This is a genomic window from Promicromonospora sp. Marseille-Q5078, assembly GCF_050315395.1.
Lineage (GTDB): Bacteria > Actinomycetota > Actinomycetes > Actinomycetales > Cellulomonadaceae > Isoptericola.
The window spans coordinates 495,863-517,564 of the sequence record NZ_JBNPQG010000001.1; the positions used below are offsets into that span (position 1 = coordinate 495,863).

19 protein-coding genes are annotated in these 21,702 nt (G+C 72.7%); 6 read left to right on the plus strand and 13 right to left on the minus strand.

Features of this window, described 5'->3' with window-relative positions:
* The first annotated feature begins 1 nt into the window (after window position 1).
* Window positions 2–796 (plus strand): DeoR/GlpR family DNA-binding transcription regulator, encoded by a 795-nt coding sequence (locus tag ACQFYA_RS02295; protein WP_499121227.1) that lies wholly within the window; start codon window positions 2–4, stop codon window positions 794–796.
* A 37-nt stretch (window positions 797–833) separates the two neighbouring features.
* On the opposite strand, the gene ACQFYA_RS02300 is transcribed toward ACQFYA_RS02295, so the two are convergent.
* The 8 genes from ACQFYA_RS02300 to ACQFYA_RS02335 all read right to left on the minus strand — a co-directional run bounded on the left by ACQFYA_RS02300 (window position 834) and on the right by ACQFYA_RS02335 (window position 10,271).
* A complete protein-coding gene (locus tag ACQFYA_RS02300; RefSeq protein ID WP_499121230.1) occupies window positions 834–1,688 on the minus strand; it encodes a LacI family DNA-binding transcriptional regulator in 855 nt (284 codons plus the stop codon).
* A 71-nt stretch (window positions 1,689–1,759) separates the two neighbouring features.
* Window positions 1,760–4,054 carry an FAD-dependent oxidoreductase gene (locus tag ACQFYA_RS02305; RefSeq protein ID WP_499121232.1) on the minus strand — a complete coding sequence of 765 codons (2,295 nt, stop codon included), beginning with the start codon at window positions 4,052–4,054 and terminating at the stop codon, window positions 1,760–1,762.
* 102 nt (window positions 4,055–4,156) lie between these two features.
* Window positions 4,157–6,001: a BNR-4 repeat-containing protein gene (locus ACQFYA_RS02310; RefSeq protein ID WP_499121234.1), complete on the minus strand. Its 1,845-nt coding sequence runs from the start codon at window positions 5,999–6,001 to the stop codon at window positions 4,157–4,159.
* A 50-nt stretch (window positions 6,002–6,051) separates the two neighbouring features.
* On the minus strand, window positions 6,052–7,368 hold the full coding sequence (locus ACQFYA_RS02315; RefSeq protein WP_499121236.1) for a sugar ABC transporter substrate-binding protein: 1,317 nt from the start codon (window positions 7,366–7,368) through the stop codon (window positions 6,052–6,054).
* 63 nt (window positions 7,369–7,431) lie between these two features.
* Window positions 7,432–8,367, minus strand: a complete 936-nt coding sequence (locus ACQFYA_RS02320; protein ID WP_499121239.1) for a carbohydrate ABC transporter permease — start codon at window positions 8,365–8,367, stop codon at window positions 7,432–7,434.
* Window positions 8,364–9,287: a carbohydrate ABC transporter permease gene (locus ACQFYA_RS02325; protein ID WP_499121242.1), complete on the minus strand. Its 924-nt coding sequence runs from the start codon at window positions 9,285–9,287 to the stop codon at window positions 8,364–8,366. The genes ACQFYA_RS02320 and ACQFYA_RS02325 overlap by 4 nt, the downstream gene beginning before the upstream one ends.
* Before the next feature lie 308 nt (window positions 9,288–9,595).
* A complete protein-coding gene (locus ACQFYA_RS02330; protein ID WP_499121244.1) occupies window positions 9,596–9,850 on the minus strand; it encodes a hypothetical protein in 255 nt (84 codons plus the stop codon).
* A 31-nt stretch (window positions 9,851–9,881) separates the two neighbouring features.
* On the minus strand, window positions 9,882–10,271 hold the full coding sequence (locus tag ACQFYA_RS02335; RefSeq protein WP_499121246.1) for a RidA family protein: 390 nt from the start codon (window positions 10,269–10,271) through the stop codon (window positions 9,882–9,884).
* Window positions 10,272–10,442: 171 nt separating this feature from the next.
* On the opposite strand from ACQFYA_RS02335, the gene ACQFYA_RS02340 reads away from it, so the two are divergent.
* The 5 genes from ACQFYA_RS02340 to ACQFYA_RS02360 all read left to right on the plus strand — a co-directional run bounded on the left by ACQFYA_RS02340 (window position 10,443) and on the right by ACQFYA_RS02360 (window position 16,359).
* Window positions 10,443–10,709, plus strand: a complete 267-nt coding sequence (locus ACQFYA_RS02340; RefSeq protein ID WP_499121249.1) for a DUF805 domain-containing protein — start codon at window positions 10,443–10,445, stop codon at window positions 10,707–10,709.
* Between the two features lie 238 nt (window positions 10,710–10,947).
* A complete protein-coding gene (pdhA, locus tag ACQFYA_RS02345) occupies window positions 10,948–12,114 on the plus strand; it encodes a pyruvate dehydrogenase (acetyl-transferring) E1 component subunit alpha (RefSeq protein ID WP_499121251.1) in 1,167 nt (388 codons plus the stop codon).
* A complete protein-coding gene (locus tag ACQFYA_RS02350) occupies window positions 12,111–13,112 on the plus strand; it encodes an alpha-ketoacid dehydrogenase subunit beta (RefSeq protein WP_499121253.1) in 1,002 nt (333 codons plus the stop codon). Before pdhA ends, ACQFYA_RS02350 begins: the two co-directional genes overlap by 4 nt.
* A 40-nt stretch (window positions 13,113–13,152) precedes the next feature.
* Window positions 13,153–14,775 (plus strand): dihydrolipoamide acetyltransferase family protein, encoded by a 1,623-nt coding sequence (locus ACQFYA_RS02355; protein ID WP_499121255.1) that lies wholly within the window; start codon window positions 13,153–13,155, stop codon window positions 14,773–14,775.
* A 138-nt stretch (window positions 14,776–14,913) separates the two neighbouring features.
* Window positions 14,914–16,359, plus strand: a complete 1,446-nt coding sequence (locus ACQFYA_RS02360) for an alanine/glycine:cation symporter family protein (protein WP_499121257.1) — start codon at window positions 14,914–14,916, stop codon at window positions 16,357–16,359.
* A 51-nt stretch (window positions 16,360–16,410) separates the two neighbouring features.
* Here the strand turns inward: ACQFYA_RS02360 and ACQFYA_RS02365 are convergent, their stop codons facing one another.
* The 5 genes from ACQFYA_RS02365 to hpaD all read right to left on the minus strand — a co-directional run bounded on the left by ACQFYA_RS02365 (window position 16,411) and on the right by hpaD (window position 21,699).
* A complete protein-coding gene (locus ACQFYA_RS02365) occupies window positions 16,411–17,289 on the minus strand; it encodes a hypothetical protein (protein WP_499121260.1) in 879 nt (292 codons plus the stop codon).
* A 153-nt stretch (window positions 17,290–17,442) separates the two neighbouring features.
* Entirely contained in the window at window positions 17,443–18,936 is a 1,494-nt protein-coding gene (locus ACQFYA_RS02370; RefSeq protein WP_499121262.1) for an NAD-dependent succinate-semialdehyde dehydrogenase, read from the minus strand.
* Entirely contained in the window at window positions 18,933–19,751 is an 819-nt protein-coding gene (locus ACQFYA_RS02375; protein ID WP_499121264.1) for an aldolase/citrate lyase family protein, read from the minus strand. Before ACQFYA_RS02375 ends, ACQFYA_RS02370 begins: the two co-directional genes overlap by 4 nt.
* On the minus strand, window positions 19,736–20,548 hold the full coding sequence (hpaH, locus tag ACQFYA_RS02380) for a 2-oxo-hept-4-ene-1,7-dioate hydratase (protein ID WP_499121267.1): 813 nt from the start codon (window positions 20,546–20,548) through the stop codon (window positions 19,736–19,738). Before hpaH ends, ACQFYA_RS02375 begins: the two co-directional genes overlap by 16 nt.
* Window positions 20,545–21,699, minus strand: coding sequence for a 3,4-dihydroxyphenylacetate 2,3-dioxygenase (hpaD, locus tag ACQFYA_RS02385; RefSeq protein WP_499121270.1), 1,155 nt, complete (start codon window positions 21,697–21,699; stop codon window positions 20,545–20,547). Before hpaD ends, hpaH begins: the two co-directional genes overlap by 4 nt.
* Window positions 21,700–21,702 lie beyond the last annotated feature (3 nt).

The window sequence follows — 21,702 nt, forward strand, 5'->3', positions numbered from 1 at the left end:
GGTGCTCGTCGCAGAACGCAGGTCGCGGATCGTGGCCGAGGTGCGCCGCAGGGGCGCCGCGAGCGTCACCGAGCTCGCGGAGGAGCTGGGCGTCAGCGCCATGACGGTGCGCCGGGACATCGAGGCGCTCGCGGACGCGGGCGAGCTCGACCGGGTGCGCGGCGGCGCCACGACGCGCGGCGACGCGCCCGAGGCGGGCCACGAGCGGGCGTTCGCCGCCCGCACGCAGCACCTCGTCGCCGAGAAGCGGGCCATCGCCCGCCGCGCCGCGCAGCTCGTGGAGCCGGGCATGGCCGTGGGCCTCTCGGGCGGCACGACGGCGTGGATCCTCGCCCAGGAGCTGCGCGCGGTCCCGGACCTCACCGTGGTGACCAACTCGCTCCCGGTGGCCGAGGTGCTCCGCCGGCCCGAGCGCGCCGACGAGCCGTACACGCAGTCCGTGGTGCTCACCGGCGGCGTGCGCACGCCGTCCGACGCCCTCGTGGGCCCCGTCGCCGTCCGCTCGCTGGAGCACCTGCACCTCGACGTGGCGTTCCTCGGGGTGCACGGCGTCGACCTGCACGCCGGCCTCACGACGCCCAACCTGCTGGAGGCGGAGACCGACCGGGCGCTGCTCGCCGCGGGCCAGGACGCGGTCGTGCTCGCCGACCACACCAAGTGGGGCGTCGTCGGCCTCACGACCATCGTCGACCTGCACGAGGTGGAGCGCCTCGTCACCGACGACGGCCTGGACGACGACGCGCGCGAGCTCGTCGAGGCGCACGTGGGCGAGCTCTGGGTGGTCCCGGTCGGCTGACCGCCGTGCTCCGGCACGCTGCGGGGCGGCACCGCCGTCAGCGGGCGGTGCTCGCGCGGTGGACGACGCGCGCGTCCACCACGACGTGCTGCACCGGCAGGTTCGCGCCGGGCGGCGTGGCGATCTGCCGTTCGAGCTCGCTCAGCGCCCGCTCCACCAGCGCCTCCTTGTCGGGGGAGACGGACGTGAGCGACGGCGTCGTGAAGCGGGCGCCGCGCACGTCGTCGATGCCGACGACCGCGACGTCCTCGGGGATGCGCTGCCCGGCGTCGTGCAGGGCGGGCAGGGCGCCGAACGCGACCGAGTCGTTGGAGCAGACGATGCCGTCGAGCTCCACGCCGCGCTCCAGGAGCTCGCGCACGGCGCGCAGCCCCTCGGCGGGCGTGAACGACTCGACCTGGGCGACGAGCTCCGGGTCGTCCGCGATGCCGAGCGCGGCCACGGCCTCCCGGTAGCCGGCGTACCGGCGGTCGGCCGCGTCCGACGGGCGGGCGTCGCGCGGGCCGACGAACGCCACCCGGCGGCACCCGACGGACGCGAGGTGCGCGGTCGCGGCGTACGACGCGGCCCGGTTGTCGATCGTCACGTGCGTGAACGGGCTGACCAGGATGTGCTCGCCGAGCAGCACCAGCGGGCCGGGGGAGGTGCGCCGGGTCAGGTCGGCGACGGACAGCGCGCGCGGGATGTGGATGAGCCCGTCGGTCGGGGGCAGCCCGAGGCCGTTGGCGACGTCCACCTCGCGCTCGTGGTCGCCGGCGGTCTGCTGGATGAGGATCGACAGGCCGCGCTCGTCCGCGCGCCGCACCAGCAGCGCCGTGAGCTCGGCGAAGTACGGCTCCTCGAGGTCCGGCACGGCGAGCGCCACGATGCCGGTGCGCTCCTTCCTGTGCACGGCCGTCAGCGTAGCCCGGGCCGGCGTGACGATGCCGCGGGCCGTGCGGGTGAGTCCTGCGTGCGGCACCGTCACTCCTGCACGCGCAGCGCGACCACACGGGCCTGCGCTGCGCCGTTCGTCGCGCCGATCACGAGGCGGGCGGCGCGCAGCGGCCCGACGTCGGCGGGCAGGGGGTGCACGCGCAGGCGCCACCGGTTGTCCGTCTCGTCGGCCACGGTCACCCAGTCGTCGCCGGCCCCGGGAGCGCCGGCGGGCAGCACCTCGACCCGGTAGTCCTTCACGAGCGTCGGCATGATCTCGTCGGGCGTGCGGTGGTGGTGCAGCGTATTGAGCTCGACGTCGAGGTCGTCGTCGAACACCACGCGCACCTCGCGCCCGGTCACGGGCTCGTCCCAGTCGAGGCGCAGCCACTCGTCGCGGCCAGGCACCAGCGGGGACGACGCCCAGAGGTTCGGGCCGCCGTGGTTGCGGTGGAACCCGCTCGTGGCGCGCTCGGGGGCGAGGGCGCGGGTGTCCGGGCCGGCGCGGAAGACGACGGACCGCCCGCGCAGCGGCTTGGTGGGCCACTGCACCAGCAGCTCGTCGGAGCTGATCTGCACGTTCTGGTCGTCGTTGTCGACGCGGTGCACCAGCGTGAGGACGCCCGCGGGCAGCGGGGACGTGGTGCGCACCGCGACGTCGGGGTTGGCGCGCAGCACGACGACGGCGTTCTGCGGCGCGTCGGGCGTGAACGGCACGTGCGCGGTGACCCAGCGCTCGTCGCCCGCGGCCACGGCGACGTCGGTCTTGGCCTCGAGGTGCGCGGGCACCACGTTCTGCGGTTTGCCGGTGGACCACACCTCGACCGAGAGCGTCGTGTCGCGGCGGGCGGAGACGAGCAGCTCGACCGTGTCGAGGCGCGGGTCGACGGGCAGCACGATGCCGAGGTCCACGTCGAGGTCGTAGACGTCGTACGCGTCGTAGGGGTCGCCGTCCGACGGCTCCGTGACCGGCGCGGCGACGCGCGTCGTCGCGCTGGACGCCGTGACGCGGGCCCGGCGGGCGAGGTCGTGCGGGTCGGCGTTCGCGATGCCGACCGCGGGCGCGTCCCAGCGCAGCAGGGTCTGGCGGAGCTCGTCGAGGTGGTCGGTGTAGATGCCGCGCGGCGTGGTGCCGTGCTCCACGCACAGGGCCGCCGCGGTGCCCGCGGCCTGGCCCATCGCGCCGCACGTCGCCATGACGCGGGCCGCGCCGAAGGCGATGTGCGTGGCCGACACGTCCCGCCCGGCGAACAGCATGTTCTCCACGTTCACCGAGTACAGGGAGCGGTAGGGGATCTCGAAGACGCCCTCGGAGAACCGCTGCAGCGCGCCCGCGCCCTCGGCGTACATGCCCTGGGCCGGGTGCAGGTCGATCGACCAGCCGCCGAACGCGACGCCGTCCTCGAACACCGTCTGGTCGACGACGTCGCCCTGGTGCAGCGTGTAGTCGCCGACGAGGCGGCGGTACTCGCGCTTGCCGGGCACGTTGCCGATCCACTCGAGCGTGAGGTTGTCGGCGTCGAACTTCCCGGAGTTCTTGATGTAGTCCCAGATGCCGAGGATGACGCCGCGCAGCTCGTCGCGGATGCGCTCGTTGTCGTCGACGATGTCGAGCTCGCCGCCCCACTCGATCCACCAGTAGTGCGCGCCGGAGTCGCCGCTGCGGATGACGCGGTTCATCGGGATGGGCGTGCGGGTGATGTCGATCGCGGTCTCCGGCGCGACGTACTTCACCGGGTGGCCGAGGTCCTTGGTGTAGAAGAGCAGCGTGGAGCCGAGGAACTCGCGCACCGGCTCCGGCGGCGCCCACTCCTCGCCGAACTCGGCCTGCGACTCCTTGCCGAGCCGGTACCGCGCGCCGGCCAGGTGGCCCACGAGGCCGTCGCCGGTGCAGTCGAGGAAGACCGGCGCGGTGAACGTCGTGAGGATCTCCGAGCCCATCGTCCAGCCGGTGACGGACTCGATGCGGCGCGCGTCGTCGGGGCCGCTGGCGACCACCTCGCGCACGTCCGTGTTGAGGAAGAGCCGCAGGTTCTCCTCGCGGCGCACGGTGTCCAGCACGACGTCGTCCCAGTAGACCGGGTTGCCCTCGGGGTTGCGGTACTGGTTCTCGACATACATCTCGCCGACGATCCCTGTCTCCCGGGCCCAGCGCTGGTTGCCGTGCGCGGTGGCACCGCACACCCACACCCGCACCTCGGAGGAGGAGTTGCCGCCCAGCACCGGCCGGTTGTTGACCAGCACGACCTGGCGGCCCAGCCGCGCGGCGGCGACCGCCGCGCTGACGCCGGCGAGCCCCCCTCCGACGACGACCACGTCCGCCTCGACGGTCTGCGTGCGCATGTTCTCCCAGTCCTTCTTCGATGGTTGAGCGTGTCGAGACCCGGTGGTTGAGCCTGTCGAGACCCGCGACGTGGTCTCGACAGGCTCGACCGACGAGCCGTGTCAGCCGTCCGCGGCGAGCACCTCGACCTCGTAGACGCGGGCGACGTCCGTCGCCGACGCCGAGGGGTCGGTGATCAGCAGGCGGACCTGGTCCGCCGTGGTGGTGGGCACCGGCAGGGTGACGGTGCCCGAGGTGTTGTTCGTGACCTGGCCGGCCGGTACCCAGCCGTCCGGCGTGTGCAGCTCCACGGAGAAGGAGCGCAGCACGTCGGCGGTGCCGGTCGACTTCGTGTAGCCGCTGCGCACGCGCACGGTGTCCACGGCCTCGTCGGAGCCCCAGTCGGCGGTGAGCACCGGCTGGGCGTCGTCGGCCGCCGAGATCCAGCGGCTGGCGTCCGTGCAGTCGCCGTCCACGGCGAGCTCGCCGCCGGTGTCGGCGCGCAGCGACGACGAGACCGTGACGGCGGCGCCCCGGGCGACGTTGGTGCCCGAGGCCTCGCCGCGCAGCCCGGCGACGACCTCGGCCGCCGTCGAGCCCTCCGGCGTGCCGCCCGTGCGGGGCACCGTGGCGTGGAACAGCTCCCCGGCGCTCGGGACCGTGACGTACAGCTGGTCGGTGCCCGTGGGCGCCGTGACGGCGCTGAGCCGCTGGGCCCCGGTCCGGGCGTCGCCCAGCGTGCCGAACCGCCACGTGCTCTCGCCGCGCACCTGCTCGGCGCGGAGCACGGCGCTCTGCCGGCCGGTGGCGCACGAGCTCGTCTCGACGACCGCGTAGACGCGGGTGGTCGGGCCGGCCGACGTGGTCTCGATCGCGGCCGAGGTCTCGACCCCGGGGCCCACCGCCCCGAGGTCGAGCACGGTCTGGCGCTGCCACGCGCCGCCGTCCCATCGGGCGAACCGCACGTCGTAGCCGTCGAAGGCCGTGACGCCCTCGGTGCGGAACCGGTAGGCGATGCCGTCGAGCTCGTCGCCGTGCACCGACAGCTTCGCCGTCTGCAGCGCCGGCCAGTAGGAGCTGATGTCCTCGCCCTCGACGTAGGGCTGGTAGACCACCGAGCCCGGCGTGGCCGGGGTGATCGGCGTGCTCAGCGCGGTCCCGGCGACGTCGCGGAACGAGCCGTCGGCCGGGTCGTACACGGCGTACGAGCCGAGGTGCCGCGACGGGTCGGCGGGCCACGGGCCCCACTCCCACAGCACGTGCACGCGCCCGTCGGTGCCCACCTCGAGGTCGTCGGGGTAGAACGAATAGCCCTGGGCGTCCGCCACGACGGCGACCCGCGACCAGGTGCCCGCGACCGTGTCGAAGCGGTACAGGTTGCCCGTGCGGGCCTGCCGCTGGTCCGCCCCCGCCCGCGCCATGACGTACACGTCGCCGTCGGCGCCGCGGGCCGTCACCGGGTAGGTGACGGCGAGGTCCTGGTCGGGCATCTCGGCCGAGACGTCGACGAGGCTCGTCACGTCGCCCGGCGTCGTGGTGCGGAAGTAGTTCCACTGCTCGTGGTGCATCGAGACGAAGGCGTGCACGTTCCCGTCGCCGTCCACGACGATCGACGGCTGGTTGTGGCCGTCGTCGTCGACGAACGTCGCGCAGGCGCCGTCCGCCGCCCGCAGGCAGCCGTCGGTCCAGCCGCCGTCCACGCCGCGCGAGGCCACGTGGACCTCGTGCGTCGCGGCCGTCGGCCCGGGCGCGTTGAAGGCCACGTACGTGGTGCCGTCGACGACGTCGATCGGCTTCCACCAGCCCGCCTGGTTGGACGAGTCGACGGTGAACGGCAGCTCCTCGACCTGCGCGGCGTGCTTGGCGTGCGCCGCGGGCACCGCAGCCGCCGCCGGCAGGGCGGCGGTGGCGAGCACTGCAGCCGCGGCGATCGCGATCGTCACGCGCGGGGTGGGGCGTCGTCGCATGGTTCCTCCTTGAACCGTGGTCATGACTCCGGGGGTGGACAAGGGCAGGGTCAGCCGATGAGCTTCTGTGCGGCCTCGCCGGCCTTCTGCATGGCCGTCTTCGGGTCGGTCTTGCCCACGAGCACCGCCTGCACCTGCTCGGCGATCTCGGTCTCGACCTGCGAGTACGCGGTGAACTTCCAGAACGGGTTCGTCGTGGCGGTCGCGGTGATGCGCTCGCTGAACAGGGTCCCGAAGGTGTCGGCCTTGACGGTGTCGGACTCCAGCGCCTCGGTCGTCACGGGCGGCAGGCCGCGCACCTCGTAGTCGGCCAGCACGGTGTCGAGGTCGGAGGTCGCGAACTGCGCGAAGTCGCCCGCGGTCGCGGCGCCCTCGCCGTCGACGACGGCGATCGCGCCGCCCCAGACGAGCGCCTGCGGGGTGTCGCCGGCCTTCAGCACCGGGCGCGCGACGGGGTTGAGCTTCTTGTCCAGGTCCTTGTCCGGCGACTCCTCGGTCACGGCGCCGCGGCCGACCGGGGCGTCGTCGTAGATCGCCGCGCGGCCCTGGGCGAACAGCGAGCGGGCGTCGAAGCGGTCGACGTCGGGCGCGATGAGCTTCTGGTCGTACAGGCTCTTGTACCAGGTCACGGCCTCGACGGACGCGTCGTCGCCGATGGTGACGGTGTCGCCGTCGACCAGCGGGCTGCCGAAGGTCTGCATCCAGATGAGGATGTCCTTGAGCTGCGCGGCCTTCGTCGACGCGGCGTAGGGGATGAGCCCGCCGCCGAGCGCCTTGAGGTCCTTGAGCGTCTTCTCGAACTCGTCGACCGTGGTCGGGAAGGCGTCGTTCTCGACGCCGACCTTCGTCAGCAGCTCGGAGTTCGAGATGAGGCCGATCGCACCGATCGTCCAGGGCACCGCGTACTGCGTGCCGTCGAACTGGGCCGCCGTGAGGGCGGCGTCGGTGTAGCCGCGGCCCTCGGTGAGCGCGGACAGGTCCTGCAGCTTGCCCATGGCGGCGAGCGAGCCGAGCCACGCGACGTCCACGTGCGCGGCGCCGGTGAACTGGCCGCCCTTCACCTGCAGGGTGAGCTGGTTGATGTACTCGTTGTAGGGGAAGGAGACGTCCTTGATCGTGACGCCCTCCTTGTCCTGGTAGGCGGCGACGATCGCCTCGAGGGCGGGTGCGGCGGCCTCCTCCGTGAACGACCACGAGGAGAACGCGAAGTTCGTCTTCGCGCCGCCGCTCGCGGCGGCACCGGCCGTGCCGGTCGACGAACCGGCGGACGGAGCGCAGGCGGCGAGGGCGGCGGTGCCGGCGCCGACGCCGAGCAGCTGGAGCATGCGGCGGCGCGACATCGCGGAGCCGGGCAGGGTGAGGGACATGGGGATCCTCCGCATCGAGGGTCGGTCAGGGTCTGTCGGGACGGGTGGTGCGCTGGGTGCGGGTCAGCCCTTGACCGCGCCGGCGGTGAGGCCGCCGACGAGGTACTTCTGCAGGGCGATGAAGGCGATCGCGACGGGGAGGGACACGACGAGCGAGGCGGCCATGAGCTCCGGCCACGCCGTCGACGCCTCGCCGATGTACGTGTTGACCAGGCCGGGCGGGAGGGTCTGCTTCTCCGGGCCGGCGAGGGTGAGGGCGAAGACGAAGTCGTTCCAGCCGCGGACGAACGCGAACAGGCCGGCGGCGATGAGGCCGGGGGCCGCGAGCGGCAGCACGATCGAGTGGATGATCCGCAGGCGGGAGGCGCCGTCGACGCGCGCCGCCTCGATCAGCTCGTCGGGGATGGTGTCGAAGAAGCCCTTGAGCATCCACACGCACAGCGGCAGCGTGAACGTGGTGAAGCTCAGCACCAGCGCGGTGTACGTGTTCAGCAGGTTGTACGCGCTGAACACCGAGTAGAGCGTGATGAGCAGCAGGGCCTGCGGGAACATCTGCGACGCCAGCACCAGGTACATCAGCGAGCGGCGGCCGCGGTAGCGGAACTTGGAGAACGAGTACCCCATGTACGCGGACACGAGCACCGACAGCAGCGCGGTGATCACCGAGACGATGACGCTGTTGCGCAGGTAGCCGAACAGCGCGTCGTTCGAGGCGAGCGAGGCGAACGCGTCGAGCGTGGGCGCCGCGGGGAAGAACCGGGGCGGGTACGCGAACACCTGGTTGCGCGGCGTGAGCGCCGTCGCCAGCAGCCAGTACACGGGCAGGAGGCCGAACCCGCCGAGGACGACGACCGTCGTCCAGGCGGCGACCCGCACGCCGCGGCGCTCCGAGCGCAGCGCGCCGCGGCGTCGTCGGGCGGGGGCCGCGGGCCGGCCGGCGCCGGAGGGCGCGGGCGTCGAGGGCGTGGGCGTGGCGGGGAGCTGCGTCGTCGCGCTCATCGCTCCTCCCCCTTCTCCGAGAAGCGGACGTAGACGACGACGAGCGCCATGAGCAGCACCATCCACAGGAGGCCGAGGGCGCCGGCGCGGCCGAGGTCGAAGCCGTGGAAGGCCGTCTCGTAGACCGCGGTGGCGAACGTCTGGGTGGCGCCCGCGGGGCCGCCGCCGGTGAGGACGTAGATGATGTCGAAGTGCTGGAAGTTCCAGATGAACTCCAGCAGCAGCACCAGCCCGACGATGCCCTTCAGGTGCGGCAGCGTGATCGCGAAGAACCTGCGCACGGTGCCCGCGCCGTCCATCTCCGCGGCCTCGTGCAGCTCGCCGGGCACGGTCTGCAGGCCGGCCAGCAGCATGACCATCATCCAGGGGAACGACTGCCAGGTCTTCGCCAGGATCACGGCACCCATCGCGGTGCCGGGCTGGGCGAGCCAGGCCTGCGGGTCGTCGATGACGCCGAGGCCCTGCAGCAGCGCGTTCATCACGCCGTAGTTGGCGTTGAAGATCCACATCCACAGGAACGACACGACGACGCCGGGCACGAGCCAGGGGATGAGCATGAGGCCGCGCAGCACCTTGGCGCCGCGGATCTTCGTGTTCAGCGCCAGCGCCAGGGCGAACCCGATGACGAACGGCAGGATCGTGGTGCCGAGCGTGAAGACCATCGTCTGGCCGAGCAGCCGCAGGAAGTCGCCCTGCAGCACCTCGACGATGTTCTGGAGCCCCACGAACGTGCGTCCGGGCAGGACGAGGCTCTGCTCGAAGAACGCCGTGACGAGCGCCGCGACGAGCGGGTACAGGACCACGCCCGCCAGCAGCGCGACGCCCGGCAGCAGCAGCAGGACGGCGAACTGGCCGTCGCTGAGCCGACGCGGTGTCGTCTGTGACTTTGTGTGTTCAAGAGTGTGAGTTTGTGAACTCATCATGCCCACGTCCCTGTGGTGTCATCCTCGACTACGAGGGTGATGATCGGGTGTCCGCGTCATACTCTGGCGGATACTGGCCGATCAGGTCAAACGGTTGCGGTCTCGGTGCGATAACAAACTCGGCAAGAATGTCACACGTCAGCACACTTGTGATCACACAAGTTCACATCGGCGACCGTGTCTGGTGCGGTCGATGACGACGCCGAGACGCTCGGGGAGAGTGCTGCCACCGCTTCGGGGCGCACGGACGCCGCGACGCTGCCCACCGGAGGGCAGGGTCCGGCCGTGCGGAGGGAGGGCTCGCCTCAGCCGGAACGGCGCCGGACGAGGTGCAGCTGCCAGCCGACGACGGCGGCCACGAGCGCGACGGCGAGCCAGACGAGCCCGTGCAGCAGCGCGTCGTGGGCCTTCATGAGGACGTTGTGGGAGATCACGGTCGAGCCGGACCGGTCGTACATCGTCGAGACGTACCAGCGGTTGCCCCAGCGGAACCCGTCGGCGACGGCGAGGCACAGGGCGACGGCCGCGACGATCCTCGCGACGGTATGACGACGGCGCACGGCCCCACCGTAGGGGCTCGTGCGCGGCGCGTCAGCCCTCGGGGACCGTGGCCACCGCCTCGACCTCGACGAGCGCGCCGGGCCGGGCGGGAGCGACGGCCAGGACGGTGACGGCGGTCCGTGCCTGCCAGACCCGTCCCGACGCGGCGTAGGCGTCGTTCGGGTCGACGGACGGGTCGAGATAGATCGTCATCTTCGCGACGTGCTCCGCGCCGGCGCCCGCCTCCGCGAGCACGGCCAGCACGTTGTGCAGCGCCTGCTCCGTCTGCGGCCCGAGCCCGCCCTCGACGATCGCGCCGTCGGGGTCGGTGCCGTTCTGGCCGCCCACGTAGAGCGTGCGCCCGGCGGGCAGGATCATCCCCTGCGCGAAGGCGGGGTTCTGGTGCAGCTGCGGCGGGTTGACCGGCGTCGGCGTCGACATGGCGCGTCCCTTCGTCGAGGTGTCCACCGAGCATCCTGCTCGACACCGACACGGCTCGCGCGCGAGCGTCGTACCTCGTCGTCAACCCGGGCTCTGTAGGCGACGAGGTGCGACGTTCGCGTCCCTTCGCTCGGGTTGCGGCGGAGCCCTGCCGCGGAAGACTCCCTGACCATGGACAACGTGGACTACGACCAGCTCGCCGACGACTACGGGTGGCTCGTCGGCGGGGTGGCCATCGCCGTGTACCTGGCGATCGCCGTGATCTTCCTGATCGCCTACATCCGGGTCATCCAGAAGGCCGGCTACTCCGGCTGGTGGATCCTCGTCGGCTTCGTGCCGATCCTCAACGTGGTGATGTTCCTCGTGTTCGCCTTCTCACGTTGGCCCGTGCTGCGCGAGCGGGACGCGCTGCGGGTGGGGCAGGGGTACCCGCGCTGACCTGCTCGTTGACCTGCGGCGGCGGCCCGACGACGCGCGCGACAGCCGCCGACGCTTGGAGGATTCCTCCAAAACGAGACGGGGGACATTGGTACCGAAGTCCGGGGGTGTGCCCCCTGGGCCACAACCTACGCTGGCGTAGGCTACGTAAGCGTAGGTTCCGGTGGGTCACCCGCCGGGACCTCGCCCGTGCCGGAGCAGCCCAGCCCCGCCCGGGGCCGCCAGCGAAGGAGAACGCGTGCCGCACACCCAGTCCGGCGAGGTCACCGGCGAGCCCGAGGTCGCGCCCGCCGACGTCACCCCCCTCGTCCAGCTCGTCTCGCCCACCGGCGAGCGTGTCGTCGAACCCGACAACGCGACCTACCGCTCGCGTGTCGACCACCTCACCTCCGAGGACCTGCGCGCCCTGTACCGCGACATGGTGCTGACGCGACGGTTCGACGACGAGGCCACGGCCCTGCAGCGCCAGGGCGAGCTCGCGCTGTATGCGCAGGGCCGTGGCCAGGAGGCCGCCCAGGTCGGGTCGGCGTACGCCCTCGCGCCGCAGGACTACGTGTTCCCGTCGTACCGGGAGCACGGCGTGCTGCAGGCGCGCGGCGTCGACCCGGTGGACCGCCTCCGCCTGTACCGCGGCGCGGACCACGGCGGCTGGGACCCGGCCGCCCACAACGTGCACCTCTACACGCTCGTCATCGGCTCCCACGTGCTGCACGCCACGGGCTACGCGATGGGCGTCCAGCGGGACGGTGCCGTCGGCACCGGCGACGCCGCCCGCGACGCCGCGGTCGTCACGTACTTCGGCGACGGCGCCACCAGCCAGGGCGACGTGAGCGAGGCCCTCGTGTTCGCGGCGGTGAACAACGCGCCGGTCGTGTTCTTCCTGCAGAACAACCAGTGGGCGATCTCCGAGCCGACGTCGCGCCAGTCGCGCGCGCCGCTGTACCAGCGTGGCGAGGGCTTCGGCATCCCCAGCGTCCGCGTGGACGGCAACGACGTCCTCGCCTGCTACGCCGTGACGGCGGAGGCGCTCGAGCGCGCCCGCTCCGGCGGCGGGCCCACGTTCGTCGAGGCGTACACGTACCGCATGGGCGCGCACACCACCTCCGACGACCCCACCCGGTACCGGGAGCGCGCCGAGGAGGACTACTGGGGCCGCCGCGACCCGATCGACCGCGTCGCCGCGCTGCTGCGCGCCGAGGACGGCTGGGACGACGCCTGGGCCGCGGAGCTCGACCGCGAGGCCGACGCGCTCGGCGAGCGGCTGCGCACCGAGGTGCGCGAGCTCGGCGCCCCGCCCACGACGACGATGTTCGAGCACGTGTACGCGACGGAGCACGCCCAGGTGGCGGCCGAGCGGGCGTGGTTCGAGGAGTACGAGAACGAGACGAGCGAGGCGACCCGATGAGCGAGACCCTGACCTTCGCCAGGGCCATCACCGAGGGCCTGCGCTCCGCCCTCGAGTCGGACCCGAAGGTCCTCGTGATGGGCGAGGACGTGGGCCGCAACGGCGGCGTCTTCCGCATCACCGACGGCCTGCAGAAGGACTTCGGCGAGGACCGCGTGGTCGACACGCCGCTCGCCGAGTCCGGCATCGTCGGCACCGCGATCGGCATGGCCCTGCGGGGCTACCGGCCGGTGTGCGAGATCCAGTTCGACGGCTTCGTGTTCCCCGCGTACGACCAGATCACGACGCAGCTCGCCAAGATGCACTACCGCTCCCGCGGCCTGCTGCAGGTGCCCGTCGTCATCCGCATCCCCTACGGCGGCGGCATCGGCGCGGTGGAGCACCACTCCGAGAGCCCGGAGGCGCTGTTCGCGCACACGCCGGGCCTGCGCGTCGTCTCGCCGTCCACCCCGCAGGACGCGTACGACATGATGCGCGCCGCGATCGCGTCGCCGGACCCGGTGCTGTTCTTCGAGCCCAAGGGCCGGTACTGGTCCAAGGGTGAGGTCACGACCGGCCCGTACCCCTCCGTGCAGGACGCCGGGACGGCGGACGTGCTCAACCGGGCGCGCGTCGCCCGGCAGGGCAGCGACGTCACGCTCGTCGCCTACGGGCCGACCGTCGCGACGGCGCTCAAGGCCGCCGACTCGCTGGCCGCCGAGGGCACGAGCGCGGAGGTCGTCGACCTGCGCTCGATCTCGCCGCTCGACGTCACCGCCGTCGCCGACTCCGTGCGGCGCACCGGGCGCTGCGTCGTCGTGCACGAGGCGCCGACGTTCCTCGGCTCCGGCGCCGAGGTCGCCGCCCGCGTCAGCGAGGAGTGCTTCTACTCGCTGGAGGCCCCCGTCCTGCGGGTCGGCGGCTTCCACGCGCCGTACCCCGTCGCGAAGCTCGAGCACGAGTACCTGCCGAGCGTGGACCGCGTCGTGGACGCCGTCGACCGCGTTCTCGCCCACTGACTGCCACTGACCGCCGCGACTCGCGGACCGGAGGAGAACGATGACGACCCAGCGTTTCCCGCTGCCCGACGTGGGTGAGGGCCTCACCGAGGCGGAGATCGTCGAGTGGCGAGTCGCCGTCGGCGACACCGTCGCCGTCAACCAGGTGATCGTGGAGATCGAGAGCGCCAAGTCGCTCGTCGAGCTGCCGTCGCCGTGGGCCGGCACCGTCACCGCGCTGCTCGCCGAGGAGGGCACCACCGTCGACGTCGGCACGGCGATCATCGAGATCACCACCGACGCGCCTGCGGACGCGTCGCCCGACGCCCCCGCCGGGACCTCGGGCGACGGCGAGGGCTCCGGCTCCGTGCTCGTCGGCTACGGCACCGGCGACGGCGCGGCGTCGGGTCGTCGTCGGCGCCGGCGACCCGCCACCGCGTCGGTCGAGCCTGTCGAGACCACGCCTTCGTCGGTCGAGCCTGTCGAGACCACGTCCTCGTCGGTCGAGCCTGTCGAGACCACGTCCTCGTCGGTCGAGCCTGTCGAGACCACGAGCCGGGTTTCGACAAGCTCAACCAGCGGCGGGGTTTCGACAAGCTCAACCAGCGGCGGGGTGTCGACAGGCTCGACCAGCGGCGGGGTTTCGACAGGCTCGACCAGCGGCGGGGTGTCGACAGGCTCGACCAGCGGGGTGTCGACAGGCTCGACCAGCGGCGGCGGGGGGATCGAGAAGCCGCTGGCGAGCGTGCCGGCGTCGTCGGCCCCGGGCGCGCAGGCCACGCGCGTGCTGGCCAAGCCGCCGGTGCGCAAGCTGGCCAAGGACCTCGGCGTCGATCTCGCGTCCGTGCACCCCACGGGCCCGGGCGGGATCGTCACGCGCGAGGACGTCGTCGCGCACCACGAGGGCGCGGCGCCGAAGGCCCTCGCCACCTACCCCGACGACGACCGGCCGTGGCTCGCCTCGGGCGCCGTCACCCAGGACGGCCGCCAGACGCGCGTGCCGGTGAAGTCGGTGCGCAAGCGGACCGCCGAGGCGATGGTGGCCAGCGCGTTCACGGCCCCGCACGTGACCGTCTTCCAGACCGTCGACGTCACGAAGACGATGAAGCTCGTGGCCGCGCTGAAGGAAGACCGCGACTTCGCCGACGTGCGCGTGACGCCCCTGCTCGTCGCGGCCAAGGCCATGATGCTGGCCGTCAACCGGCACCCCGAGATCAACGCGAGCTGGGACGACGCCGCGCAGGAGATCGTCTACAAGCACTACGTGAACCTGGGGATCGCCGCCGCGACCCCGCGCGGGCTCGTCGTGCCGAACATCAAGGACGCGCACACCCTCGACCTGCTCGGGCTCGCGAAGGCGATCGCCGGTCTCACCGCGACCGCGCGGGCCGGGCGCACCTCGCCGGCGGACATGTCGGGCGGCTCGATCACCATCACGAACGTCGGCATCTTCGGCACCGACACGGGCACCCCGATCCTCAACCCGGGGGAGGCGGGCATCCTCGCGTTCGGCGCGATCCGGAAGCAGCCGTGGGTGCACAAGGGCAAGATCAAGGCGCGGTGGGTCACCCAGCTCGCGCTGTCGGTCGACCACCGGCTCGTCGACGGCGAGCTCGCCGCGCGCTACCTGGCCGACGTCGCGAAGGTGCTGGAGGACCCGGCCCGCGGCCTCGTCTGGGGCTGACCGCCCGCGTCCTCGATACCAAGATGCGGACAATTCCAGGACAAGATGTGACCTCGTCGGGGTGATTCGTTACCGTGGCCGGTCGGTTCCGCCGTCGAAGGCGGGGCCGACCGGCTACCGGAAGGATCCGTCCCGACCATGGAGAGCTTCAACGAAGGTCTCGCCACGTTCAACGACGGACTGTGGCTCTACCTCGTCGTCCCGGTGCTCGCGGCACTGTGCATCTACTTCACGGTCCGCTCCCGCGCGGTGCAGATCCGCCTGATCCCCGACATGCTCCGGGCGATGGTGGCGAAGGCGCCGGCCGCGCCGGGGGAGAAGCCCGTCTCGTCGTTCCAGGCGTTCGCGATCTCCGCCGCCGCCCGCATCGGCACGGGCAACATCGTGGGCGTGGCGACGGCGGTCGCGCTCGGCGGCGCGGGCGCGGTCTTCTGGATGTGGGTGATGGCCCTCGTGGTGGGGGCCGCGAGCTTCGTCGAGTCGACCCTCGCCCAGCTCTACAAGGTCAGGGACGGCAAGGACTTCCGTGGCGGGCCCGCCTATTACATGGAGCGCGGGCTCGGCAAGCGGTGGATGGGGCTGCTGTTCTCCGTCGTGATCATCGTGACGTTCAGCTTCGTCTTCAACTCGGTGCAGGCGAACACGATCGCCGGCGCGATCGGCACGTCGGCCGAGCAGGTCCTCGGTCACACGCCGGGGTGGCTGGCGCCCGTCGTCGGCGTCCTGCTCACCGCGATCGTCGCCGCCGTCGTCTTCGGCGGGCTGCACCGGATCGCGAACACCGCGCAGCTGCTCGTGCCGCTGATGGTCGTGCTCTACCTGGGCCTCGGCGTGCTCGTGGTGGCGCTCAACGTGGAGCGCGTGCCCGAGGTCGTCGCGAGCATCGTGGGGCAGGCCCTGGGCTTCCAGGAGTTCGCCGCCGCGGGCATCGGCACCGCCATCTCCCAGGGGGTGCGCCGCGGGATGTTCTCCAACGAGGGCGGCCTCGGGTCCGCGCCCAACGCCGCAGCCACCGCGAACGTCAGCCACCCGGTGAAGCAGGGCCTCGTCCAGACCCTCGGGGTCTACATCGACACCCTGCTGGTCTGCTCGGTCACCGCGTTCATCGTCCTGGTGTCCGACCCGACCTACGGCGAGAACTCCGGACCGACCATGACTCAGGAGGCGCTGCAGTCGAGCCTGGGGACCTGGTCGCTGCACCTGCTCACGGTGATCCTCCTGCTCCTCGCGTTCACCTCCGTGCTGGGCAACTACTACTACGGCGAGTCGAACGTCGCGTTCCTCACCCGCCGGCCCGCTGCGCTCACCGGGTTCCGGGTCGTCTTCCTGGTGATCTGCTTCCTCGGGTCGATCGGCTCGGTGCAGCTGATCTGGACGCTCGCGGACACCACCATGGCGGTGATGGCGTTGGTCAATCTCGCCGCGATCGCGCCGCTGAGCCCGATCGTGTTCCGCCTCCTGCGCGACTTCACCGCGCAGCGCAAGCAGGGCCTCGACCCGCAGTTCTCCCGCGACAAGGTCCCCGACCTCACCGGCATCGAGTGCTGGGAGCCGCGCGTGCCCGAGCGGGTCTCTGTCGGCTGAGCGCCGACGCCGGCCACCAGGGCTCGCCCCCTGGTGGCCGGCGGTCTGCGGTCAGCGCAGCTTCTTGCGGAGGGCCAGGTACGTGCGCTCCGTGCCGGCGCCCCAGACGCTGTCGGCCCTGACGCCCAGCGTGCGCTGGATCGACGCCACGGTCTTGTCGTGCGCCGCGCGCGACTTGGGGCCCCACTTGCCGTCGGCCGTGACACCCACGGCTCGCTGGGCGACCTTCACGCCGTACGGGAACTTCCCGCCGTGCATCCGCGAGGCGGCACGGACGGCCTGCAGGCGCTGGTCGGTGTTGCTGCCCCAGAGGTTGTCGCGGTCCCGCACCGCGAAGTGGGTGGCGGCCTGCAGCCGCTGGGTCTTGCGCTGGCCTGCGGAGACCGAGACGAGGCCCCTGCCGTAGTTCGAGGTCGACCCGGCGTCGACGTGCAGGTGGTCGCGGTGGTGGGCGGCCGACCCGACCGTGCCGTCGCGGGCGTAGATCACGCCGATACCCATCGAGTCGGCCACCTTGATCGCGTACTTCACCCGGGCGCGTTCCGACGCCGGCGCGCCGGCGGGGCCCCAGTTGAGGTCGGCGGCCAGCCCGTCGTAGTGCCAGGAGCCGGCGGCGTGCGTCCCGCTCTTCACACCTCCGTACTTCGGGTGCCCGGAGATCCGGAACCCGTAGGCGCGCGCCCAGGCCAGGAAGTGCTCGAGGGTGCTGGACGAGCTCATCTGCTTGCCGAGCCCCGCGGGCAGAGGGAGGGTCGCGACGTCGGTCGCCGGGACTGCGGGCGCCGCGGTCACCGGCGCCGGCGACGCGGCCACGGGTCCGTCCGCGAGGGCGGGTGCCGGGCCGAGGCACAGCGCGAGGACGGCAGCCCCCGCGACCGCGGGCCACCGGCGTCGCGGGGCACGCTCGGGAGCGTTCGGTCGTGAGCTCATGGGGGACCTCGGGGGGTTCGGCGTCACGGAGGTGAACCGGCCGGTGGAACGACCGGCTCACCTCCGACACCATGCACGCCCGCTGGCAGTTCCGCCACGCGACCGTTGCCCCGGGTCGAGGTCTGAGGCCCCGTCGCCCGTGAGCCGTCGGGGCTACAGGGGCATCCCGACGTACTGCGTCTCCTGGTACTCGGCGATGCCCTCGAAGCCGCCCTCGCGGCCGTTGCCGGACTGCTTCATGCCGCCGAACGGGGCGGCCGCGTTGGAGATGACCCCCGCGTTGAGGCCCAGCAGGCCGAACTCGAGGCGCTCGGCGAAGGCCAGCCCGCGCCGCACGTCGCCGGTGAACAGGTACGACGCCAGCCCGTACTCGGTGGAGTTGGCGAGCTCCACGGCCTCGTCCTCGGTGCGGAACGTCGCGACCGGGGCCACGGGGCCGAAGATCTCCTCCGTCATGCATCGGGCGTCGGCGGGGACGTCGCGCAGCAGGGTGGGCTGGAAGAAGTGGCCTGGCCCGTCGACGCGGGAGCCGCCCACGACCACCTGCGCACCGCGGGCGACGGCGTCGTCCACGAGCGAGGCGACGGAGTCCACGGCCTTGGCCTCGACGAGCGGGCCCAGCGTGGTGCCCTCGTCGAGGCCGTTCCCGGTGACGACGGCGCGGAACCGCTCGGCGAGGCGGGCGACGAACTCGTCGGCCACGGACTCGTGCACGTAGAACCGGTTGGCCGCGGTGCACGCCTCGCCGCCGTTGCGCAGCTTCGCGGCCATCGCGCCGTCGACGGCGGCGTCGAGGTCGGCGTCCTCGAGGACGACGAGCGGGGCGTTGCCGCCCAGCTCCATGGAGGTGCGCAGCACGTTGTCGGCGGCCGACCGCAGCAGGGACCGGCCCACCGGGGTCGACCCGGTGAACGACACCTTGCGCAGCCGCGGGTCGGCCATCAGCGGCTCGCTGACCGCCGACGCGGAGGCCGACGGCACCACGTTGAGCACGCCGTCGGGCAGCCCGGCCTCGACCATGAGCTGCGCGAACAGCATCGACGTCAGCGGGGTGAGCCGGGCCGGCTTGAGCACCATGGTGCAGCCGGCGGCGACGGCGGGCGCCACCTTGCGGGTGGCCATCGCGAGGGGGAAGTTCCACGGCGTGATGAGCAGGCACGGGCCCACCGGGCGGCGCTGCACCAGCATCCGCAGCGACCCCTCGGGGGTGCGCGCGTACCGGCTGTCGTCGTGGGTGGCCTGCTCGGCGAACCAGCGCAGGAACTCGCCGCCGTACGTGACCTCGCCGCGCGCCTCCGCCAGCGGCTTGCCCATCTCGAGCGTCATGAGCAGCGCCAGGTCCTCGCGGCGCTCCTGCACGAGGGCGAACGCGCGGCGCAGGATCTCGGCGCGCTCGCGCGCCGGGGTCGCGCCCCACGACGCCTGCGCGGCGGCCGCGGCGTCGAGCGCGGCCCGGGCGTCGTCGCCCGTCGCGGACGCGACGTGCGTGAGCGTCTCCCCGGTGGCGGGGTTCTCGACGGCGAACGTGCCGCCGTCGGCCGCGTCGCGCCACGTGCCGCCGATCAGCAGCCCGGTCGGGACGTCCACGCTGGTCGAGCCTGTCGAGACCGAGCCCGTCGAGATCGGGCCTGTCGAGACCGTCGTCATCGGTTCTCACCGTCCTTGGTGTCGTTGCGGGAGGCGACGCGCGCGGCGAGCCGCTCCGCGCCGCGGGCGATCAGGGTGACGTCGGCGCCGACGACGACGTACGCCGCCCCGGCGTCGAGGTAGCGGTCGGCCATGGCCGGGTCGAAGGCGTTGACGCCGACCGGGGTGCCGACAGAGCGGCACGCGGCGATCGCGCCGAGCACGGCGTCCACGACCTCCGGGTGGTCCTGCTGCCCGAGGTGGCCGAGCGACGCGGCGAGGTCCGCGGGGCCGATCAGCACGGCGCCGACGCCGTCCGTCCCGGCGATGGCCGCGGCGGCGTCGATCGCGGCGCGGGTCTCGAGCTGCACGACGAGCGTGATGCCCTCGTCGGCGTCGCCGACGTAGCCGGGCACGCCGTTCCACCGCGACGACCGCGCCAGCGCGCTCCCCACGCCACGCACGCCGGCGGGCGGGTAGCGGACGGCGCGCACGGCGGCCTCGGCCTCGGCGGCGGAGTCGACCATGGGCACCAGCACGTTGGTGGCGCCCAGGTCGAGCACCCGCTTGAGGCCCACCGGGTCGCCGGACGGCACCCGCACGAGCGTCGCGACGGGGTACGCGGCCGTCGCCTGGAGCTGGGCGAGCACGGTCGTGAGGTCGTTGGGCCCGTGCTCGCCGTCCACCAGCACGACGTCGAGGCCGCTGCCGGCGAGGATCTCCGCCGCCACCGGGCTGCCCATGGACGACCACGCCCCGACGAGCGGGCGGCCCTCCTCGGCGGCCCCCGCCAGCAGCGCGGCGAGCGATCGGTCGGTGGTCAGACGAACCGGCATGTCACGGCCCCCAGGTCTCCGTAGTCGGCGTGCACGGTGTCGCCGGGGTGCACCCACGTGGGGCGGGTGAACGACCCGGCCAGGACGGTCTCCCCGGCGGCGAGCGTATCGCCGTGGGCGGCCAGCTTGTTCGCGAGCCACGCGACGCCGGCCGCGGGGTGCCCCAGCACGCCGGCGGCCACGCCGGTCTCCTCGATGGTCTCGTTGCGGTACAGCAGGGCGGACACCCAGCGCAGGTCGACGTCGTCGACCCGCACGGGCCGGCCGCCCACGACCATCGCGCCCATCGCGGCGTTGTCGCTGATGGTGTCGACGATGGTGCGGCCCGGCATCTCCACGCGGGCGTCGAGGATCTCGAGGGCGGGCACGACCCGGTCGGTGGCCCGCAGCACGTCGGTCACGGTGACGCCCGGCCCGGCGAGCGGCTCGGCGAGCACGAACGCCAGCTCCACCTCGACGCGCACGTTCGAGTACGCGGCGTGCTCCACGACGCTGCCCGACTCGAGCACCATGTCGTCGAAGATGACCCCGTAGTCGGGCTCGGTGATGCCGGTGGCCGCCTGCATGGCCTTCGACGTCAGGCCGATCTTGTGCCCCACGACGCGGCGGCCGCGCGCCTCTCCGCGGTCGCGCCACGTGCGCTGCACGGCGTACGCGTCGGCCACCGTCATGCCCTCGTGCCGGGCGGTGAGCAGCGGGACCGGGGTGCGGGTGCGGTCCGCCTCGGCCAGCTCGTCGGCGATGGCGACGACGGCGTCGTCGTCGAGCGTGCGCTCCCCGTCCGGCGTCGCGCTCACAGGGTCGCTCCGAGCTTGAAGCCCTGCACGCCGCCGCCGTCGGCGTCGTCCCGGCGGGTGTAGGAGAACCCGTCGGCGCCCACGGTCACCTCCATCTCGGAGTCGTCGGTGCGGGCGACCACAGGCTGCGGGTTGCCGTCCAGGTCCAGCACCAGGGATGCCTCGGTGTACCAGCTCGGCACCACGGGGTTGCCCCACCAGTCGCGGCGCTGGTTGTCGTGCACGTCCCAGGTGACCACGGGGTTGTCCGGGTCGCCGGTGTAGTAGTCCTGCGTGTAGATCTCGACGCGGTGCCCGTCGGGGTCGCGCAGGTACAGGTAGAACGCGTTCGACACGCCGTGCCGGCCGGGCCCGCGCTCGATGCAGTCGGAGATCCGCAGGGCGCCGAGCTTGTCGCAGATGGCGAGGATGTTGTGCTTCTCGTGCGTCGACCACGCCATGTGGTGCATGCGCGGGCCGTCGCCGCCGGTCATGGCCGTGTCGTGCACGGTGGGCTTGCGGCGCATCCACGCGGCGTAGACGGTGCCCTCGTCGTCCTGGATGTCCTCGGTGACGCGGAAGCCCAGGTCCTGCATGAACTTCACGGCCCGCGGCACGTCCGGCGTCACCTGGTTGAAGTGGTCCAGCCGCACCAGCTCGCCGGGCGTGTGCAGGTCGTAGCGCCACGACAGGCGCTCGACGTGCTGCACGTCGTGGAAGAACTCGTACGGGAACCCGAGGGGGTCGACCACGCGCACCGAGTCGCCGATGCCCTGCGTGAACCCCTCGGGGGCGCGCCGCACCTCGCAGCCGAGCTCGCCGTAGAAGGCGACGGCCCGGTCGAGGTCCTCGGGCGTGCGCACCCGGTACGAGAACGCCGCGACGGCCGCGACGTCGCCCTGGCGTAGCACCAGGTTGTGGTGGATGAACTCCTCGGTCGACCGGAGGTAGACGCATCCGTCGTCCTCCTCCGTGACGTAGAGCCCGAGCACGTCGACGTAGAACGCGCGGGAGGCCGCGAGGTCGGTCACCACGAGCTCCATGTACGCGCAGCGCAGGATGTCGGGCGCGGGGCTCGTCGGGGTCGCCACCGGGTTGTCGGAGTGGATGGGGGCCTCCTGGGAGACATAGAAGCCCGAGGAGGTCATGGTCCGGTCGTTCAGGTGGGTCATGTC

What these genes read in the sequence shown, in the direction of transcription:
- ACQFYA_RS02305 (WP_499121232.1), bottom strand. Translation starts at nt 4,054, where the DNA reads ATGCGCACGCAGACCGTCGAGGCGGACGTGGTCGTCGTCGGAGGGGGG.
- ACQFYA_RS02310 (WP_499121234.1), bottom strand. Translation starts at nt 6,001, where the DNA reads ATGCGACGACGCCCCACCCCGCGCGTGACGATCGCGATCGCCGCGGCT.
- ACQFYA_RS02315 (WP_499121236.1), bottom strand. Translation starts at nt 7,368, where the DNA reads ATGTCCCTCACCCTGCCCGGCTCCGCGATGTCGCGCCGCCGCATGCTC.
- ACQFYA_RS02320 (WP_499121239.1), bottom strand. Translation starts at nt 8,367, where the DNA reads ATGAGCGCGACGACGCAGCTCCCCGCCACGCCCACGCCCTCGACGCCC.
- ACQFYA_RS02325 (WP_499121242.1), bottom strand. Translation starts at nt 9,287, where the DNA reads ATGAGTTCACAAACTCACACTCTTGAACACACAAAGTCACAGACGACA.
- ACQFYA_RS02335 (WP_499121246.1), bottom strand. Translation starts at nt 10,271, where the DNA reads ATGTCGACGCCGACGCCGGTCAACCCGCCGCAGCTGCACCAGAACCCC.
- ACQFYA_RS02340 (WP_499121249.1), top strand. Translation starts at nt 10,443, where the DNA reads ATGGACAACGTGGACTACGACCAGCTCGCCGACGACTACGGGTGGCTC.
- ACQFYA_RS02350 (WP_499121253.1), top strand. Translation starts at nt 12,111, where the DNA reads ATGAGCGAGACCCTGACCTTCGCCAGGGCCATCACCGAGGGCCTGCGC.
- ACQFYA_RS02355 (WP_499121255.1), top strand. Translation starts at nt 13,153, where the DNA reads ATGACGACCCAGCGTTTCCCGCTGCCCGACGTGGGTGAGGGCCTCACC.
- ACQFYA_RS02360 (WP_499121257.1), top strand. Translation starts at nt 14,914, where the DNA reads ATGGAGAGCTTCAACGAAGGTCTCGCCACGTTCAACGACGGACTGTGG.
- ACQFYA_RS02365 (WP_499121260.1), bottom strand. Translation starts at nt 17,289, where the DNA reads ATGAGCTCACGACCGAACGCTCCCGAGCGTGCCCCGCGACGCCGGTGG.
- ACQFYA_RS02370 (WP_499121262.1), bottom strand. Translation starts at nt 18,936, where the DNA reads ATGACGACGGTCTCGACAGGCCCGATCTCGACGGGCTCGGTCTCGACA.
- ACQFYA_RS02375 (WP_499121264.1), bottom strand. Translation starts at nt 19,751, where the DNA reads ATGCCGGTTCGTCTGACCACCGACCGATCGCTCGCCGCGCTGCTGGCG.
- hpaD (WP_499121270.1), bottom strand. Translation starts at nt 21,699, where the DNA reads ATGACCCACCTGAACGACCGGACCATGACCTCCTCGGGCTTCTATGTC.